Annotated in this window: 14 protein-coding genes; 9 read left to right on the plus strand and 5 right to left on the minus strand. The window is 62.5% G+C overall.

The annotated features are described in order from the left end of the window. Nucleotides 1–528 precede the first annotated feature (528 nt). On the plus strand, nucleotides 529–1674 hold the full coding sequence (locus tag QYH69_RS30625) for a porin (protein WP_308835420.1): 1146 nt from the start codon (nucleotides 529–531) through the stop codon (nucleotides 1672–1674). A gap of 63 nt (nucleotides 1675–1737) precedes the next feature. Here QYH69_RS30625 and QYH69_RS30630 read toward each other — a convergent pair whose 3' ends face one another. Both QYH69_RS30630 and QYH69_RS30635 read right to left on the minus strand, forming a co-directional pair. Next, nucleotides 1738–3528 (minus strand): MOSC and FAD-binding oxidoreductase domain-containing protein, encoded by a 1791-nt coding sequence (locus tag QYH69_RS30630; protein ID WP_308835421.1) that lies wholly within the window; start codon nucleotides 3526–3528, stop codon nucleotides 1738–1740. Between the two features lie 34 nt (nucleotides 3529–3562). Then, nucleotides 3563–4438, minus strand: coding sequence for a DUF427 domain-containing protein (locus tag QYH69_RS30635; protein WP_308835422.1), 876 nt, complete (start codon nucleotides 4436–4438; stop codon nucleotides 3563–3565). Between the two features lie 297 nt (nucleotides 4439–4735). Here QYH69_RS30635 and QYH69_RS30640 point away from each other — a divergent pair, with 297 nt between their 5' ends. The 5 genes from QYH69_RS30640 to QYH69_RS30660 all read left to right on the plus strand — a co-directional run bounded on the left by QYH69_RS30640 (nucleotide 4736) and on the right by QYH69_RS30660 (nucleotide 9619). Beyond that, the gene (locus QYH69_RS30640; protein ID WP_308835423.1) at nucleotides 4736–5383 is read left to right on the plus strand and encodes a DsbA family oxidoreductase; all 648 of its coding nucleotides are present in this window, start codon (nucleotides 4736–4738) and stop codon (nucleotides 5381–5383) included. Nucleotides 5384–5709: 326 nt separating this feature from the next. Beyond that, the gene (locus tag QYH69_RS30645) at nucleotides 5710–6792 is read left to right on the plus strand and encodes a sugar ABC transporter substrate-binding protein (RefSeq protein ID WP_308835424.1); all 1083 of its coding nucleotides are present in this window, start codon (nucleotides 5710–5712) and stop codon (nucleotides 6790–6792) included. After that, the gene (locus tag QYH69_RS30650) at nucleotides 6789–7790 is read left to right on the plus strand and encodes an ABC transporter permease (RefSeq protein WP_308835425.1); all 1002 of its coding nucleotides are present in this window, start codon (nucleotides 6789–6791) and stop codon (nucleotides 7788–7790) included. Before QYH69_RS30645 ends, QYH69_RS30650 begins: the two co-directional genes overlap by 4 nt. Nucleotides 7791–7807: 17 nt before the next feature. Then, nucleotides 7808–8602, plus strand: coding sequence for an ATP-binding cassette domain-containing protein (locus tag QYH69_RS30655; RefSeq protein ID WP_308835436.1), 795 nt, complete (start codon nucleotides 7808–7810; stop codon nucleotides 8600–8602). Nucleotides 8603–8782: 180 nt separating this feature from the next. Beyond that, nucleotides 8783–9619 carry a hypothetical protein gene (locus QYH69_RS30660; protein WP_308835426.1) on the plus strand — a complete coding sequence of 279 codons (837 nt, stop codon included), beginning with the start codon at nucleotides 8783–8785 and terminating at the stop codon, nucleotides 9617–9619. 43 nt (nucleotides 9620–9662) lie between these two features. Here QYH69_RS30660 and QYH69_RS30665 read toward each other — a convergent pair whose 3' ends face one another. The 3 genes from QYH69_RS30665 to QYH69_RS30675 form a co-directional block, all read right to left on the minus strand. Further along, the gene (locus QYH69_RS30665) at nucleotides 9663–10811 is read right to left on the minus strand and encodes a peptidyl-alpha-hydroxyglycine alpha-amidating lyase family protein (protein ID WP_308835427.1); all 1149 of its coding nucleotides are present in this window, start codon (nucleotides 10809–10811) and stop codon (nucleotides 9663–9665) included. A gap of 157 nt (nucleotides 10812–10968) precedes the next feature. Further along, nucleotides 10969–12390: a sugar porter family MFS transporter gene (locus tag QYH69_RS30670; protein WP_308835428.1), complete on the minus strand. Its 1422-nt coding sequence runs from the start codon at nucleotides 12388–12390 to the stop codon at nucleotides 10969–10971. Nucleotides 12391–12591: 201 nt separating this feature from the next. Next, on the minus strand, nucleotides 12592–14091 hold the full coding sequence (locus tag QYH69_RS30675; protein WP_374992529.1) for a carbohydrate porin: 1500 nt from the start codon (nucleotides 14089–14091) through the stop codon (nucleotides 12592–12594). A gap of 985 nt (nucleotides 14092–15076) precedes the next feature. On the opposite strand from QYH69_RS30675, the gene QYH69_RS30680 reads away from it, so the two are divergent. From QYH69_RS30680 to QYH69_RS30690, 3 genes are all read left to right on the plus strand, one after another. Next, nucleotides 15077–15217 (plus strand): hypothetical protein, encoded by a 141-nt coding sequence (locus QYH69_RS30680; protein ID WP_308835430.1) that lies wholly within the window; start codon nucleotides 15077–15079, stop codon nucleotides 15215–15217. 185 nt (nucleotides 15218–15402) lie between these two features. Continuing rightward, the gene (locus QYH69_RS30685; protein WP_308835431.1) at nucleotides 15403–17163 is read left to right on the plus strand and encodes an ABC transporter permease subunit; all 1761 of its coding nucleotides are present in this window, start codon (nucleotides 15403–15405) and stop codon (nucleotides 17161–17163) included. 12 nt (nucleotides 17164–17175) lie between these two features. Further along, the coding region (locus QYH69_RS30690; RefSeq protein ID WP_308835432.1) for an ATP-binding cassette domain-containing protein at nucleotides 17176–17384 on the plus strand (209 nt) is incomplete at its 3' end.

Raw genomic sequence — 17384 nt, forward strand, 5'->3', positions numbered from 1 at the left:
TAAACAGCGGGTGTGACGGCGCGCACAGGGTATCGAAAGCACGCGCGGTCGCAGCAGTCCTCTTCGCCTACATTCTCATTTCGTTCACGAGCTGCGCACGGTTCTGTCGGAAAAGAGAAAAGGAGACAGGCGACCAACAATGTCCTTTTGCTCGACGCGCAGCCGTGACCATCGAAGCGATGTTTCCGTTGAAAGCCAGCGCTAGCTCGAACTTGAACACCACAGACAAAGAAGCGTAACTAGTTCAAGAAAATCAAGCCTCTGGAGCGCGACGGTAAGCGGATCGCGTTACGTCGCACTTGCTTACGGTGCGGGACGCCGGCGCAAGCCCCGGAACCCGCCCGCATCGCCTTGCTCTATGCCTGCGGTCAAGAAGCGCGTGACCTCGCCGCAATGTCGGAAGGTCGATGTTTTCAACGCGCCTAATGATCCTTGAAATCCCCCTACAGCCTGTTCAAGACATGTTGCGTCCGTCGAGCCGCACAGGACGCGCATGCCCTGACATTTCGTTTCGCGCTTGGAGACAAGATGAAGAAGATGACGGCGGCTCTCGCGTTGACTGGTGCATTTGCAGGTCACGCCTATGGCCAAAGCAGTGTCACGTTGTACGGCATCATCGATGAAGGAATCACCTATACGAACAACCAGGCGGGACATAGCACCTGGCAGGAAACCGATGGCGCAATCAATACGAGCCGTTTTGGATTGCGCGGCAACGAAGATCTCGGCGGCGGCCTTCAGGCTATCTTCCGGCTCGAGAACGGTTTCAGCGCCGCTAACGGCAACCTGCGTCAGGGCGGCCGCCTGTTCGGCCGGCAAGCGTTCGTCGGGCTTGCATCGTCGCAATTCGGCACGCTTACGTTGGGGCGCCAATACGATAGCGTCGTCGATTATCTCGGCCCGCTTGCGTTGACGGGTACGCAATACGGCGGGACATTCTTTGCGCACCCGTTCGATAACGACAACCTCGACAACGACTTTCGCGTCAACAATTCAGTGAAGTATCAGAGCCCGAACTTCCGCGGGCTGCAGGCCGGCGCGCTGTATGGCTTCTCGAACGATGCAGGCGATTTCGCCAACAATCGCGCATACAGCTTTGGCGCATCGTATGCGTTCAAAAACGTGACGGTCGCGGCTGGCTACCTGCAGATCAACCAGAACCTGACCACTGCCGCGATCTCGAACACGAATGGCGCTCTGAACGGCGATGCGACCTTCTTTGCTGGCCGTCAAAGAATCTGGGGTGCCGGCGTGAAATATTCATTCGGCCCGTTCACGACCGACTTCGTCTATACGACGACGCTGCTCGACAACGCACTCGGCATATCGGCAGGGGAGTCCGGCGTGTCCGGCGGCTTCGGGCTGAACGGCGGCAGCGCGCGCTTCAACAACTACGAGGTGAACGGACGCTATACGCTCGGCTCGCCGTGGACGATCGCCGTCGGTTATGTGCATACCGACGGCAGCGTCGACGCCGCGCGTCCGCACTGGGATCAGGTCAACGTCCAGGCCGCGTATCTGCTCTCGGTCCGCACGCAAGTCTATGTGCAGACCGAGTACCAGCACATCGCGCAGGACGGCCTGCCGCTCGGCGCGATCATCAGCGGCTTGCCGGCAGCGTCGACGACGCCGAATCAGGTTGCCGTGACGCTGGGGCTGCGTCACACGTTCTGACCGGTTCGCGCGAGGCGGTTCGAGAGTGGCGCAACGGTGGCCCGAAGGTCGCGTAAGCGGAGCCTAAAGGTCGATCACGACGTCGCCGACGGGTTGCGAGCAGCATATGAGCAGGTTGCCGTCGGCGGGCTTGTCGAGCGGCTCCGGCCCGTAGGCGACGTTCCCCGACACGAGACCGCTCTCGCAGTTGTGGCATACGCCGGTTCGGCACGACCACCGGACCGGCACGTCGCACGCTTCGGCCAGCTCGAGAATGCTCGGATACACAGCCGCATTCCAGTGCGCGGCAATGCCGCTGCGCGCGAACGAAACCAGTACGCCCGTCTGCGCATCGTTTTCGGGCAGATGCGGTGCTCGCGCACGGGCACCGACGATGCCCGGCGTCAACGATTCGCCGCCGTTGAAGGTTTCCGCATGAATTCGCCGGGCCGCAACGTTCATCGCGGCGAGCGTCTCTTTCATTTCCGCCATGAAGCGAGCCGGTCCGCATAGATAAAAATCCGCTTCGCGCTCGATGCCGGCCTGCTCCAGAACGGCGCGCGACAGCCGGCCCACTGCATCGAAATGCTGACCGGGCTGGTCGCTCGAGTCGGGCTTGCTATAGCAGACGTAGCTCTTGCCATGCGCGAGCGCGCGAGACAGACGTTGTGCCTCGGCGGCAAATGCGTGGTGGCGGCCGTCGCGAGCGCCATGCAGCCACCACACGCGTCGCGTCGAGTTCTCCGCAGACAGCGCATGCAGCATCGCGAGCACCGGCGTTGCGCCGATGCCGGCGCTTATCAACACGACCGGACCGTCTCCGGGCTGCAGAACGAAGCTGCCGCGTGGCGCGCTCACATCGAGCCTGTCGCCGACACGCAGCTGGCGATGCAGATACGTGCCGCCCGCGCCATCCGGTTCGAGCTTCACGCTGATCCGATAGCACTGCCTCGACAGCGCGCCCGACAGCGAGTAGCTGCGGAAGAACGGCGAACCGCCGTCGGGACGCGGCAAACGCAATACGACATATTGACCCGGCAGCGCCATCGGCAGCGGCTCGGCGTCGGTGCTTTCGAGCGCGATCGACAGCACGTCTGCCGACTCCTGATCGAGTGCGGCCACCTTCAGCGAGCGGAAGCCCGGCGCAACTGGATGCGAGGCGGCGGCCGGCGTGAGCCCGGCGTTACCGCCGGTCGAACTGCTCTTCGCGCCGTCCTTCTCACCGCTGGTCTGTTCGCGCAGCAGCGCGTCGAAAGACCCGCGCCAGCCTGGCGACAGCGCCTTGATCCGCAATGCGCGCTCGAGTCCGTCGCGCGGATGGTGCGAAGAATAGAGCAGGGCGTTGATCTCGGCGACCGTCATACGTTCGTCGGCCTCGCCGACCTTGACGATGACGTCGCCCGCCCCGACATCGCCTTCCTGCAGCACACGAAGATAGAAACCCGGGCGCCCGCTCGACGTGAGCAACGCCGCCATGCGCGGTTCGTTGGTCCGGATACCGACGCGATAACAGGTTACGCGCGGTTGTGTGACTTCGAACAACGCATCGCCGATCCGATAACGGTCGCCGATGCAGACGTCCGAATCGGGCAGCCCTTCGATCGTGAAGTTCTCGCCGAACTGTCCATACGTGAAGTCGCTGCGCTGGAGTTCTTGCTGCCAGTAGCGATACGATTCGATCTGGTAGACGAACACGGCGCGCTGTTCGCCGCCGTGCCCCGCAGTATCGCCTTGACCGTCGCCGGCAAGATTGAGGCGGCTCGCGCGGCAGCGGCCCTGCACCGGATTCTTCCAGATGCCGGTGTACACCGTGCGGCCTTTCCAGTCGATATTGCGCGGCAATCCGACGTTGACCGATAGTAGTCGACCCATCATTGCTCTCCGCGACATTAAATGCTCACTGTTATCGCTATGCCGGCGGCCGCTCGCGCAATTGCACTTCGTGCACCGTGAGTTCGCGATCGACGCCATGCGGAATCACCGTTTGTCCCGGCTCGAGATGCAGCGCTTTACCGTCGAGAGTCACGGATACGATATCGGGCTCGAACGACACGTAGTTCGCGACCCGCCTCACTTCCGGATAAGTGTCCGGATACGTCCACGCGGCAAGACGCGCGTCGTCGATGTCGTAGTAGCTGCACACCCCCTTGTACGGGCAGAACGTTTTCGTCTCCACGCTCGTTAGCGCGGACTCGTCGATGTCGTCGCGCGGCACGTACCAGCGCGGCGCGAAGCCCGATTCGTAAAGCGCGAGCGGCCGCTTCGTATCGGCGATCACGCGGTCGCGATGACGAACCACGAGGTGCCGCGACGTTTCGCGAATGTCGATGCGATGATACGGGTCCGCGGCGTGACCGACGATCCGTTCGTCTTCCTCATAGAACGCGTCCATCATGCGCCACGCAAACGCGACGCGATGTTCGAGCACGTCAGCGTGTTCCGGTAAGCCCGTATGTTGCCACGCACCGCGCTGGGCGATCTGTTCGCCCGCGTGCACCGCGAACCACGCGGTCGCGCCGAGATCCTGATGACGCGTCGTGTGCTCGAGACGCTCGAGCACGCCCGCAGCAATATCGCTTTCCGGGAAATATGCAACCGGGTAGCGTGCAGGCTCGAACAGCAGCACGACGTTTTCGCTATCGGCAATCCACTTGCCGCCGAAGTGCACGCGCATACGGCGGCGCAGCGGCTCGGCGTAGAGCAGGCGCCCGGGCAGCGGGTCGGGCACGAGGAAGCGGCCGATCGCGCTGGACGCGAGCGGGCCTTGTTGCCATGAGAGTCCCATTTCGATTGCTCCTTGTTTATCGATCGATTGCGCATGGCGCCGGCTATCGCCCTATGCGAGCCGCGCATAACGTGTAACCGGTAAAATAGCGGAATGTGCTATGCGATGGCGTCATACTTCATATGAACCGCACGCGATCGGCAAACAACATGAGTCCGAGTGTCGCCGAATTCGGCCAGTTGCGTAATGTGAGTATGCAGAGCAGATCTCTTCGAATCGCGTTAACCTGTTTCGCGATGGCCGCCTTTCAAACATGAACGGTGGTGCCCGAAACCGGTTTTCTTTATCAGGAATACGATGACTCCGTTACGAATCGACTTCATCTCCGATATTGCGTGCCCATGGTGCGCGGTTGGCCTCGCGTCGCTGCAACGCGCGCTCGCCAACTTCGGCGAAGAGGTTCACGCCGAGTGGGTGATGCACCCGTTCGAGTTGAATCCGCAGATGGGCCCTGAAGGCCAGGGCATTGTCGAATACCTGGGCAACAAGTACGGCCGTACGCCGGCGCAGATCGCCGAAACACAGGCCGTGATACGCGAGCGCGGCGCGAGCGTCGGCTTTGCGTTCGGCGAACGCAGGTTCGTCTACAACACGTTCGATGCGCATCGGCTGCTGCAATGGGCAGGCGAAAAAGAAGGTAAGCAGCTCGCGCTCGAAGCGGCGCTGATGCAGGCCTATCACGGCAACGGCGACGACGTGAGCGACCATGACGTGCTCGTCGCGGCCGCGGAATCGGTCGGGCTCGACGCGCGGGAAGCGCGTCGCGTGCTGCAAAGCGACGACTATGCCGACGCGGTGCGCGCCGACGAGCAGGAAACGCATGCGATGGGCATTCACTCGGTGCCGGCGATCATCTTCAACCGGCGCTATCTCGTGTCCGGCGGGCAGCCGGTCGAAGCGTTCGAGCAGGCGCTGCGGCAAATCCTCGCCGAAGAAAAAGCCTAGCCGCGACTGTTTCGAGTGCCGCCATCGCGACCGATCGCGCGGCAGCGGGCGGGGCATGTACCGCAGCTCGCTGCATCGCCGGATTGTCGTGCGACATCTATCAGGTGAGCTAATTCGACACTGCGACGCTCGATATCCCAATAGTCGGACTACTTTAGGGTATACATTGATTATTCGGCCAAAGGCCGTGTTATAGGATTTTCCGCAGTTGTCAGGAGCACACGCATGCACGTGGTTTGTAAGGTGTATTGATGTCCGGCTCCGGCGCTGTTCAGGCCTGCGCCGTCATGCACAGCAAGTCAATAACTAAGAGACTGGAGGATGACATGGCCGGTAAGCCGGAACGCGATGGGGAAGAAGTCCAGGAAATGCGCCGTGGATTGCTGCAAGGCGCAGGCCTCGGTGCCGCGCTGGCGCTGTTAGGAGGCGCAATCACCCCGGCGCAGGCCGCGGAGGGCGCGCCATTCCCGAGTCACAAGCGCTGGAAAATCGTCTTCGTCAATCACGTGACGACGAATCCGTTCTTCGTGCCGACGCAATACGGCATTCAGGACTCCACCGCGTTGCTCGGCATGGACTATCAGTGGACCGGCTCGGCCAACGCCGATATCGGCGAAATGGTGAACGCGGTCAACGCGGCCGTGGCGGCGAAGGCCGATGCGATCGCCGTGCCGATCGTCGATCCGAAGGCATTCGATAAGCCGATCCAGGCCGCGCTCGACGCGGGTATTCCGGTGTTCTCGTACAACGCCGATGCGCCGCAGGGATCGACGAATCCGCGTCTCGCGTATATCGGACAGGATCTCTATCTGTCCGGCTATCAGATGGGCGAGCGCATCGCGAGTCTCGTCGATAGCGGTCTCGTGGCGCTGTTCATCGCTACGCCGGGCCAGCTCAATATCCAGCCGCGTCTCGACGGCGCCGCGGCGGCAATCAAGAAATCGGGCAAGAAGATCGATGTGCAGACCATCGCGACCGGTGCGACCGTCAACGAAGAGCTGTCGAAGATCAAGTCGTTCTACCTCGGCCACCAGGACCTGAAGGGCATGTTCGCGGTCGACGCGGGCAGTACGCAGGGTGTCGCGCAGGTGATGAAGGAGAACAATCTGCCGTCGAAGGGCGTGCACGGCGGCGGCTTCGACCTGTTGCCGACCACGGTTCAACTGATTCACGACGGCTTCCTCGACTTCACGATCGATCAGCAGCCCTACGTGCAGGGCTTCTATACGGTGGTCGAGGCATTCACGTTTCTCGCGTCGGGCGGACTTGTCGGGCCGGCCAATATCAACACCGGCCTCAAGTTCGTTACGAAGGGCTCAGTCGATCCGTATCTGAGCACGTCGACGCGTTACGAAGGCAAAAGCACGAAGCCGCAAATTGTCCCACGCACGGGAGCGATCAAAGGGTGACGTCTTCGGTCGCGGATCAACATAAGGCTCGCCAGCGGCCGCGATTGCTATCGCGGTCGCTGATTCGTTCGAGCGAAGTGCGCATCTTCGTGGTCGCGCTGATTCTGTGCGCGTACTTCCAGTTCGCCAATCACGATTTTCTGCTGTCGAGCGCGAGCCTGCAGAACCTGTCGCAATACATTGCGCCGGTCGCGCTGATTGCGTTCGGCGAAATCATGCTGATGATCGGCGGCGAGATCGATCTGTCCGCCGGGATGGTGTTCGCGTTTGCGCCGTTCATCATGTATTTCGGCATAGAGGCGGGCTTTCCGGCCTGGCTCGCGATACTCGCGGGCCTCGCGGCCGCGGGCGTCGTCGGTTTCATTAACGGGGCGGTGACGGTCTATCTGCGCATTCCGTCGTTCGTCACGACACTCGGCACGCTGTTCTTCGTGAACGGCTTCACGCTGACGATTTCGCAGGGCACGCCGGTGCCCTCGCCGCAAAACACCTGGCTTGCGAACTTCATGGGCGAGTGGGGCTATAGCGAGATCATCTGGGCCGTCGCGCTGGCGGCAATCATGCATGTGCTGCTAAGACATACGCGTTGGGGCCTGCATACGGTGGCATCGGGCGCGAATCCGCTTGGCTCGAGCGAAGCGGGTATTCATATCAGGCGGCTCAAGCTCGGCAACTTCGTGATTGCGGCGGTGCTCGCGGGCTTGACCGGCATCCTCGAATGCCATCGCATTGCATCGATCGATCCGCAAGCCGGCGGCAATCAGATCATGTTCCTCGCAGTCGCCGCGGGGGTGATCGGCGGCACGCCGCTCGCGGGCGGCTCGGGCACGATCATCGGCGGGCTGATCGGCGCCGCGGTGCTCGGTATCCTCAGCGACGGGTTCACGCTGATCGGCATCAATGCATTCACGTTCAACATGATTCTCGGCGCAGCGATTCTTGCGGCGATGATCTTCAATATCCACGTGGTCCGCCTCGCGCGCAAAGGAGGCCCCTGATGTCCGACGTGCCTGGCATGCCCGAGGCGCCGGTCGACACGCGCGACGAGGCGCCCGCCGAAGCGCTGCGCGGCGACGATATCGTCAAGCGGTTCGGCGCGGTGACCGCGCTCGATGGTGTTTCGTTGACGCTCAGGAAGGGCGAGATTCTCGGCATACTCGGCGATAACGGCGCGGGCAAATCGACGCTGATCAAGATCCTCACGGGGTTTATTCAGCAAACGAGCGGCAAGCTGTTCCTCGACGGCGTCGAAACGATGCTGCGTTCGGTCGATCACGCGCGCTCGCTCGGTATCGAATGCGTGTATCAGGATCTTGCGCTCGCGAATTCGCTGAGCATTTATCACAACATGTTCCTGAACCGCGAGATCATTCATCGCGGTCCGATTCCGCTGCTTAACAACCGTGCGATGCGCAACCGGACCGCCGAATTTCTCGAAGAAATCGGCGTGCACGTGCCGTCCGTCGATTTGCCGGTCGAGCAACTCTCGGGTGGGCAGCGGCAAGCGATTGCCGTTGCGCGGGCCGTTCATTCGAACGCGAAGATCCTGCTGCTCGACGAGCCGCTCGCGGCGATGGGTGCGCGCGAAGCCGGTTTGATCATCGATCTGATCCTGCGTTTGAAGGCCAAGGGCGATCTGTCGATCATCATGATCATGCACAACTACGCTCAGACGCTCGACATTGCCGATCGCGTGATGCTCATGCAGCGAGGCCGCGTCACCTATCAACGCGAAGCAGCGAGTACATCGGTCGCCGAACTGATGGACATCGTACGGCGCGAATATCGCGCGATGCGCACCGCGTCCTGAGCAGGCCGGAACGTTAATACCCCTTTATTTTGGGTTTATTTCCGCGATATTTTTCGTTTTTCTTCAGACCGGATCGTCGGTACCGTACGAATTTTTTTCCGCCGCGCGAAAGGGCGTGTTTGCGGAAGCGTCGGCTATCATGAAAGGATCGTTGGTAAGGCCGTCGTCGCAGGTACACATATGACGAAAGTAGGTAAGACACTCATCGGAGTGCTGGTCGCAGTGGACCTGGCGTTCGTTTTTTACATCATGTCGCCGCAGATCGAGCACTCGGGCAGTAAAAGTGACGACTCCGCAGAAGCAGCGGCAAAAGGAGCCGAACTCGAAGCAGGCGTGATTGCGAACGCGAGTAATGGCGCGCAAGTCGCATCGGGTTCGATCGCAGGCAGCGCATCCGGCTCCGGCATGCCGGATTCGATTTCGGATGCGGGCCGCGTCGTGGCGGCGCCGCCCGCTTCGACATCGGATGGCGGGCGCGTTGCGATGGCGCCTGCGCCAAGACCGGTCGCGGTGCCGAACGTGATGCTCGAGCGCAAATCCGGCTCCGCCGCGGTAGCGGCAATGGCTCCGGCAGCGTCGCTCCCGGCCGCAGCGGGCAATGCGAACGAACAGCGCGTGGCCGTGCGTCAACAACCGGTCAAAACCGTCGACGTAACGAATGTACGCAGGCCGGCCGATGCGAGACCGAATGTCGCTTCGCGTAGCGAGCGGTCCGCGGATGAGGCGCGTTCGAGCGCATCGAATTCGGGCACGAATCCGGGCACGGGCCCGGGCTCGGGTTCGAATGCAGTCGCTGCGGCCATGACGGAAGCGCTCGTCAGACAATCGGCAATGCTCGATCCCAATCTGCCGCCGCCCGATATGTCGAAGTCGGTTTCGATGCGCGATGCTCCCGAAACATCGTCGCGCACCGGTGCGAATCCCGTGGCGGCCGCGATGACCGAACAGCTGGTGAGGGAGTCGACGAAATTCAACACGCCTGCCCAGCATGCGCCGGCGCAGCCGGGCGCGCAGTGATCTCGTAGCGCGCCTCGCCTCGTCGCAATTAAAGCGTCGCTTGTCACGCGTGCAGAATCAGTTTCTGCACGCGCCAGTTCAAAAGCTCGCCGACCCAAAGCACGTTTTCGGACGGACACGCCATCTCGTGTATCCAGCCGAACTGCTTGAGCTGCTTGCCCGATTCGCCGAGCACGCCAAGCAGTTGACCATCGAGCGTCAACTTGTAAATGCGGCCCGGCCACGCATCCGCGCTATAGAGCACCTGGTTCGGCCCCGGCGAGATGCAGATGGCCCATGGCGAACCGGGTGCAAACGTGCCGGCCGCGACTTCCGCTTCGCTCGGAATATTGCCGATCGCGGGACGCGCGCCCGAAGGCACGGGCACATCGATTGTGAACTGACGCAGAAAGTTGCCATCGGTGTCAAACACCTGAATGCGCCGGTTGCTGCGGTCCGCCACATAGATGTGATCGTTACGATCGACCGCGATACTGTGCGGCGTATGAAACTGACCCGGCCCCGTGCCGCGATCGCCCCATGATTTGAGCCAGTTGCCGTTGCTGTCGACCTTGGCGACACGCGAGTTGATATAGCCGTCGCTGATGTATGTGTTGCCGGCCGAGTCCCATGCGACATCGGTCACCTGGCGAAAGCGCCCCGGTTCTGCGGGCAGAGGCGGATTCGGATGCTTGAGCGGCGCCGTTTCTTCATCGGAGGCTTCCTGCTTGCGGCCGAACACCATCGCGACGCGCCCTTCGGGGTTGAACTTGATGATCATGTCCGAGCCCTTGTCGGTCACCCAGATGTTGTCGTGCCGATCGATCTTGACCGTATGCGCAAACGACCACGCATAGAGGTTGTGGCCGATCTCGCGAACGAACTTGCCATTCGGCGCGAATTCGAGCAACTGTGCGGCGGCGGCGCCATAGGCAGGGCCGGTGGAATTGCCGCGCGACAGCACGAATACGTGACCGCGCGAGTTGACGGCCACACCCGAGCATTCGCCGAAGTAGATATCGTTCGGCAGCTTGACCGGATCGGGCACCGACTCGTACGAAATCGAGGGAGCGGTCTGCGCGCTTGCAAGTCCCGGCGCGGCGGCGAGCGCGGCGGCTGCGGCGAGGAATTGCCGGCGCGTGATATGCGAACCGGGGCCGCGTTGAGAAGCATCGGTACAACACGGGCAGAACAGCGTGTGCTGCGCTCTCATCGAACGTTCCCTCGTCAGTGGATGACCGCGACGATGGTTGCAACTTTCGTCGTACAGGTCAATCCTGTGTAACGAGAGATCGAGCGCATTTCCGGTTCGAGCACCGCGCGAGCGGCGTGTGTTCACGTGCCGCGCATACGCATCGAACCCAAGCCGTTCAATCGACTTTTCCCAGATCGCGCAGCCGCTTGCCCGCGAGCAGATTCCGGCCAATGCGCTCGAGCGATACGCCGCGCGTCTCGGGCACATACAGGTACACGGCCACGCCGAACGCGACGTTCAGAATCGCATAGAGCAGGAACGTGTTCGATTCGCCAAGCGACGTGAGCAAACTGAGGAACGTTGCGGCCACCACCATATTCGCGGCCCAGTTCACGAACGTCGACACGGCAATCCCGAAGTCGCGTCCTTGCTGTGGCTGGATTTCCGAACACAGGATCCACACGAGCGGCCCCGCCGACATCGCGAAACCGGCGATGAACAGCAGCAGCGAAGCGACGGCGACAACCTGTGCGAGTGTGCTCGTAATGCCGGCATGCAGAAGCAGGCCGAGCACACCCATTCCCGCGGCCATCACCGCACATCCGGCATAGAGGATCGGCTTGCGGCCCCAGCGGTCGACCAGCGCGATCGCCCCGAACGTGGCGATGACATTGACGAGCCCGACGACGACCGTGGCCCACAACTGCTGTTCGTGCGTCGCAAAACCGGCGAGGCCGAAAATGCGCGGCGCGTAGTACATCACGACGTTGATGCCCGTAAGCTGCTGAAAAATCTGCAGCACCGCGCCAAGCGCAACCGAACGGCGGAAATTCGAGTTCGCGCGCAGCAGACTCCAGCCCTGTTTCGGCTGCGCGTTCTGTTCGATTACCTCGCGAATTTCGGCTTCGACGTCGGCCGGCGCGTCGTAGAGACGCTGCAGCACCGCTTGCGCTTCCTGCATGCGGCCGCGTGCCAGCAGCCAGCGCGGGCTATCGGGCAGCGCGATCACGCCGAGCAGGAAAATCACGGCGGGGATGGCGATCACACCCAGCATCCAGCGCCAGTCCGCCACATACGAAAGGCCGATGTTCGACAGAAACGCCGCAAGAATGCCGACTGTGATCATCAACTGATACGTCGAGATCATCGCGCCCCGGACTTGCCGCGGCGCGACTTCCGACAGGTACAGCGGCGCCGTGAACGACGCGACGCCGACCGCGAGGCCGAGCACCAGCCGCGCGGCGATCAGGTGCCCGGGGTTGCTCGCGAAGCCGGACCATAGCGAGCCGACCACGAACAGCAACGCGGCGAGCCCGAGCGCATAGCGGCGCCCGATATGCCATGCAAGCCAGCCGGCGCCGATCGCGCCGATCGCGGCGCCGACCATCATCGAGCTGACGATCCATTCCTGCACGCGATCGTCGAGCATGAACTGCTTCGCGATAAACGGCAGCGCGCCGGAGATGACGCCGATGTCGAGCCCGAACAGCAGGCCGGCCAATGCGGCCATCAGGCAGACGAAGACGCCATAGCGATTCGAACCCAATGAGGTAAGGACAGACGCTTTCGCGGCAGAAGGTTTGGCGATCGTGGTCATGTAGACGGCTCCGGTTGAGCGCATGGTCGCGGGAGCGGCGTCATCGATTGCGTCGCGGCATCGATTATTGTCGTTTCGCCCGTCCGGCCCCCAGTGCACCATGATCGAACATCGCAATGAGCGGTGACTTAGCTCAAGTGTGCAAGTTTGGCGAAATTGCACGATCGCGCAAGTCGCGCAGGGGCATCCGGACCTGGCCAGTTAGAATGTCAATGTCGTACGTACGCCAAGCACGAACTCGTTGCCGATGCGCTCGGACGGATTGCCCGGATTCGGAATGCCGCCCGACGGCCGGAAAAAATATTGCGCGTCGCCCTGCAACTGCCACCATGGCGCGATCTGATAATCGTACGTCGCCTCGATCACGGTTTCCGCGCTGCGCGACGGATAACCGGGCGTGGTTTGTGCGGTAGCGCTCGCGAGATCGCGCGCATGCGAACCGATATGCGCATAGCCTACCGCGATGCCGGCGACATCGTTATCGCGCCCCTCGAACGGCGCTTTGAGCGTGACGCCGGCATTCATGCCGAAACTGACCAGATTTCGGTCGCCGGGCGCGCCCATGAGCCGCGCGAATACGCCGACCGAGCGCGGGCCGCCGTTGCTGTCGCGCCAGACCATCTGATCGGCGACCGCGTAGATGCTCCAGTTGCCGTGATGGCTTTGAGGTATGCCGCTGCTGTCCGGGCTTGCGAGCGACACGCCGTTGCTCGCGATACTCTGATCGTCGAACGATTGCGTGTCGTACCAGAAGCCGAGCTTCCACGTGCCGGGCAAGCCTGCGGATTGCGCGTCGGCCGCAGCGGCGGAATTGCCGGAACTGGCGGGCGGCGCATTGAACGCGTACTGGATCTCGCCGATGATCAGCGCGCCGTCGCGCAGGCTGAAGTTCGTGCCGTGCGCGTTGAACTGCTGCGGGTCGCCCCCGCCGTTGCCGGCCGGATTGCTGCCGAATACGCCGGCCAGCACGGTGACCTTATCGCTCGGTGTCGCGCGCACGCGCACGCCCGGCGATGCTAGCGGGTACGACGGGCCGCCCGCGGGCAAATCGACCGAGGGTAGCGCGGACCAGCCGAACGTCGCATTCATGAACGTGCTTGCGTATTCGCTCGTCATGAATTCCTGGTCGACGCTTTGCTCGCCGAGCTTGATATCGACACGGCCGCCCGCGAGCGACTGCTGGTACCAGAGTTCCCACAGACGCGTCGACGCATCGGCCTCGATGCCGCTCGCGAACTGCAAGGTTTGCAGATTGCGCGTGCTCAGATTCGTGCCGTGAATCTGCAGGCCGGACACGTTGAAAGTGCCGCCCGGCAGGCCGAACGCCTTTTGCGTATCGAGGCCGACGCTGAATTCGGTGAGCCCGTCGTACGCGCCGCCGCGCGCGGTACCGCCCGACAGGTTGTTCAGATACTCGCTTGTTTCCTGCAGGCCAAGGGTCACGCCGTAACGCTCGAGCGAGGGGCGCAGGCCGCCGATATCGCCGAACAGCGTCGCGCGGTTCCAGAGATCGGTGGGTGCGCTATCCGGCGCCGCGGATGGAGGCGCGGTTTGTACCGACGGCCGTGCCGGCGCGTGCGGCGCGGGGCTTGCGTCGTCGGACTGCGCGATGGCCTGCACGCTGCAGAACGCGAACGGCACCGCGAAGCCGAACGCGCGACCGGTTTTCTGCAGCCAGGCGCGCGGTTTGCGCTTTTTCATGCGTGTGAGCGGCAACGACGACGGTATCGCGCGAGCCGTTGCCGGCGCGCGAGCGGCGCGCATCGCATTCGCGTAGTGCATCACAATCGGGCGAACGAACATAGACACCTCTGTCCAGATTGTCCGGTGCGGACAGGCGACGTATCGAAACGCGGCCATTTTCGCGTAACGGGCATGCGCAACGGTCAGACAACGCGAGCGCGCGGAACCACAGGCGGGCGGATTTTATTCACGGCCGTGCCAAGGCCGCAAGCGGAAATTTCGTCAGGTTGTTCGATCAATACCACGCGACCGTTTGCGATGAAAAGTGGGTCGCTATGCTTCGCCAACGACCGGTAGGGATCGATTCGGCCGGGTGCCGTAAGCTTTGAAGGCTTTAGTGGTTTATCGGACATCCGTTCGCGGTTAAGGTTGACTCGGCAATGTCCGCCTGATTAAAATCCGCGAGTCTTCACAAAAGGGGCCGTCATTGGACTCCAGCAGTAGTCGATCTTCGAACAGTTTCGCTGTCTGAACGACAGAGCGTCCGCCCCCCAGCAGTTCCAGGCCGCCGTTCTGCCTTCAGGCAGGCGGTGCGCGTCTTGCAATATCTCCCGTGCACCCGTTGAGTCTTTCTGGACGCATCATTCATGCGCCCGGATGACCGCCATTGCGAATTCGCGTTCGCAGTGTTGCCCGTTCGGGCCGCCCTGTTCTCGGGCGCCCGTTGGCGGGCTGAATATTTACGTCCGCTTTATGCGGACGCCGCTAGCATAAAGCGGCGTCGTGCATAGGCGTGTATGCCCAATTTCATCGGTAAGGATGTCGAAATGCCAGACAGTGACAGTTACCCCATACGTCGATTCCGTCGATTTAGCCCATTCACATTGCGCTTGTGTCTGGCCGAAGCCATCCGGTAGACGTTCACCTTGGCGAAGCGAGGTGTGCGTTTCTCCGCTGGAGCGTGCTTCGGCATATTGCGTCCACAGGACGCCTGGAGAACCTCATGAACTTCGCTCTTCTGTTGCCTCACTTGCCTGACATTCTCGCGTCGCACGACTCGTTCGATGCGATGCCCGCCGCGCAGCCGCGCACGGTCCATCGGCTCGTCGATTTCTGGCGGCGCCTGAGATCGGGCGGTCGCTGACACGATCGCGTTCGTGTCCCGCGGGGCGCGACGCATATGCGGCGGTGCAGGTCTGATTCATCAGGCTACCATGCAGCCGCAAAAGCGGCGCTGCGTCCCGCTTCCGATGTTTGCCGAACCGCGCCGGGCGCGGTCAAACATCGGGCGCATCTCCCGCATAAAAGACAGTTGTCCGGTGACGCACGATGAATTTCAAACTCCATACGAACACGCCGCTGCCGGCATCGGCCACGCGCATGCTGCCGAATCGCTGGGACTTCGTCGCTTTCCCGCTGATTTTCTGCGCGATCGCGATGGCGGCAAGCGGCCTGCATCAGACGTGGGCGCCGATGACGACGCTGCAGGACCACGCGGTGTCGCTCGATCCCGCGAATCTGCCCGATTACGCGTTGCGAACCACGCTGCGCATGCTCGCGGCAATGGCCGCGTCGCTCGTGTTCACGCTCGTGTACGGCACGCTCGCGGCGAAAAGCCGCCGCGCCGAAAAAGTGCTCGTGCCGATTCTGGACATCCTGCAGTCGGTGCCGGTGCTCGGCTACATCTCGTTTACGGTGACGTTCTTCCTCGCGCTCGTGCCGTCGCGCGTGCTCGGCGCGGAACTGGCGGCGATCTTCGCGATCTTCACGAGCCAGGCGTGGAACATGACGTTCAGCTTCTACCAGTCGCTGCGCACGGTGCCGCGCGATCTGGACGAAGTCTCGCGCGGCTTTCACCTCACGTCATGGCAGCGCTTCTGGAAGCTCGAGGTGCCGTTCTCGATGCCGGGCCTCGTCTGGAACATGATGATGTCGATGTCGGGCGGCTGGTTTTTCGTGGTCGCCTCGGAAGCGATCACGGTCGGCAACCACACCCTCGTTTTGCCCGGCGTCGGCGCGTATCTCGCGCAGGCGATCGGGCAGAAGAACGTCGCGGCGGTCGGCTGGGCGATTGTCGCGATGACGGTCGTGATATTCGCGTACGACCAGTTCCTGTTCCGGCCGCTCGTTGCGTGGTCGGACAAGTTCCGCACGGAAACGACGCGCTCGAGCAGCGCGCCGCAATCGTGGCTGCTCGACCTGATCCGCAGCACGCGGCTCGTGCACCGGATGCTGGTGCCCGCAGGCGTGCTGCTGGCGAATGCGGCGCGCTGGCCGCTGCGTATGCCGCCGCCGTTGCTGCCGCGCGCCGCGATGGCAGCGAAGGGCTCGCGTGGCGACGCAAAGAAGATCGGCGACACGATCTGGTCGGTCGTCGTGTGCGCGGTTGCGGTGATCGCCGTGTATCGCGTCGTCGGTTTCGTGCGCACGGGCGTCACGGCGAGCGATGTCGGCCATGTGTTCGTGCTCGGCGCGCTGACGCTGTTGCGCGTGTTTTTGTTGATCGTGCTGTCGTCGCTGGTCTGGGTGCCGCTTGGCGTGCTGATCGGCCTGCGTCCGAGGCTTGCGGAAAAGATCCAGCCGCTCGCGCAGTTCCTCGCCGCATTTCCGGCGAACCTGCTGTTCCCGGTGTTCGTGATCGTCATCGTCCGCTGGCATCTGAACCCGGATGTCTGGCTCTCGCCGCTGCTCGTGCTCGGCACGCAGTGGTACATCCTGTTCAACGTGATTGCGGGCGCGAGCGCCTATCCGAACGACTATCGAGAGGCGGCGAGGAATTTTCATATCCGCGGCTGGCAGTGGTGGCGCCGCGTCATGCTGCCCGGCATTGTCCCGTACTACATCACCGGTGCGATCACGGCGTCGGGCGGCGCGTGGAATGCGAGCATCGTCGCCGAAGCCGTGCAATGGGGCGATACGAAGCTCGCGGCGCACGGGCTCGGCGCCTATATCGCGCAAACCACGGCGGACGGCGATTTTCCAAAGATTGTGCTCGGCATTGCCGTTATGTCGTTGTACGTGACGCTATTCAACCGCGCGCTCTGGCGCCCGCTCCATGCCTACGCCGAGTCCAGACTCCGGCTCGATTGAGGGAGGTTCGAAATGAACGCTGAACTGCTATTGAATGAAGCGGTCGACCATGCACCGCAAGCCGGCGTCGAGGTCTTGCGCGTCGACAACGCGCGCCACGGTTTCAACAAGATGCAGGGCGAACAGCTCGTGCTCGACGGTGTGAACCTGTCGCTGCGCGAAGGCGAGATCGTCGGTTTGCTGGGCCGCTCGGGTTCGGGCAAGTCGACGCTGTTGCGCAT

Origin of the sequence: Paraburkholderia sp. SARCC-3016, assembly GCF_031119615.1 — a bacterium.
Classification (GTDB): domain Bacteria; phylum Pseudomonadota; class Gammaproteobacteria; order Burkholderiales; family Burkholderiaceae; genus Paraburkholderia.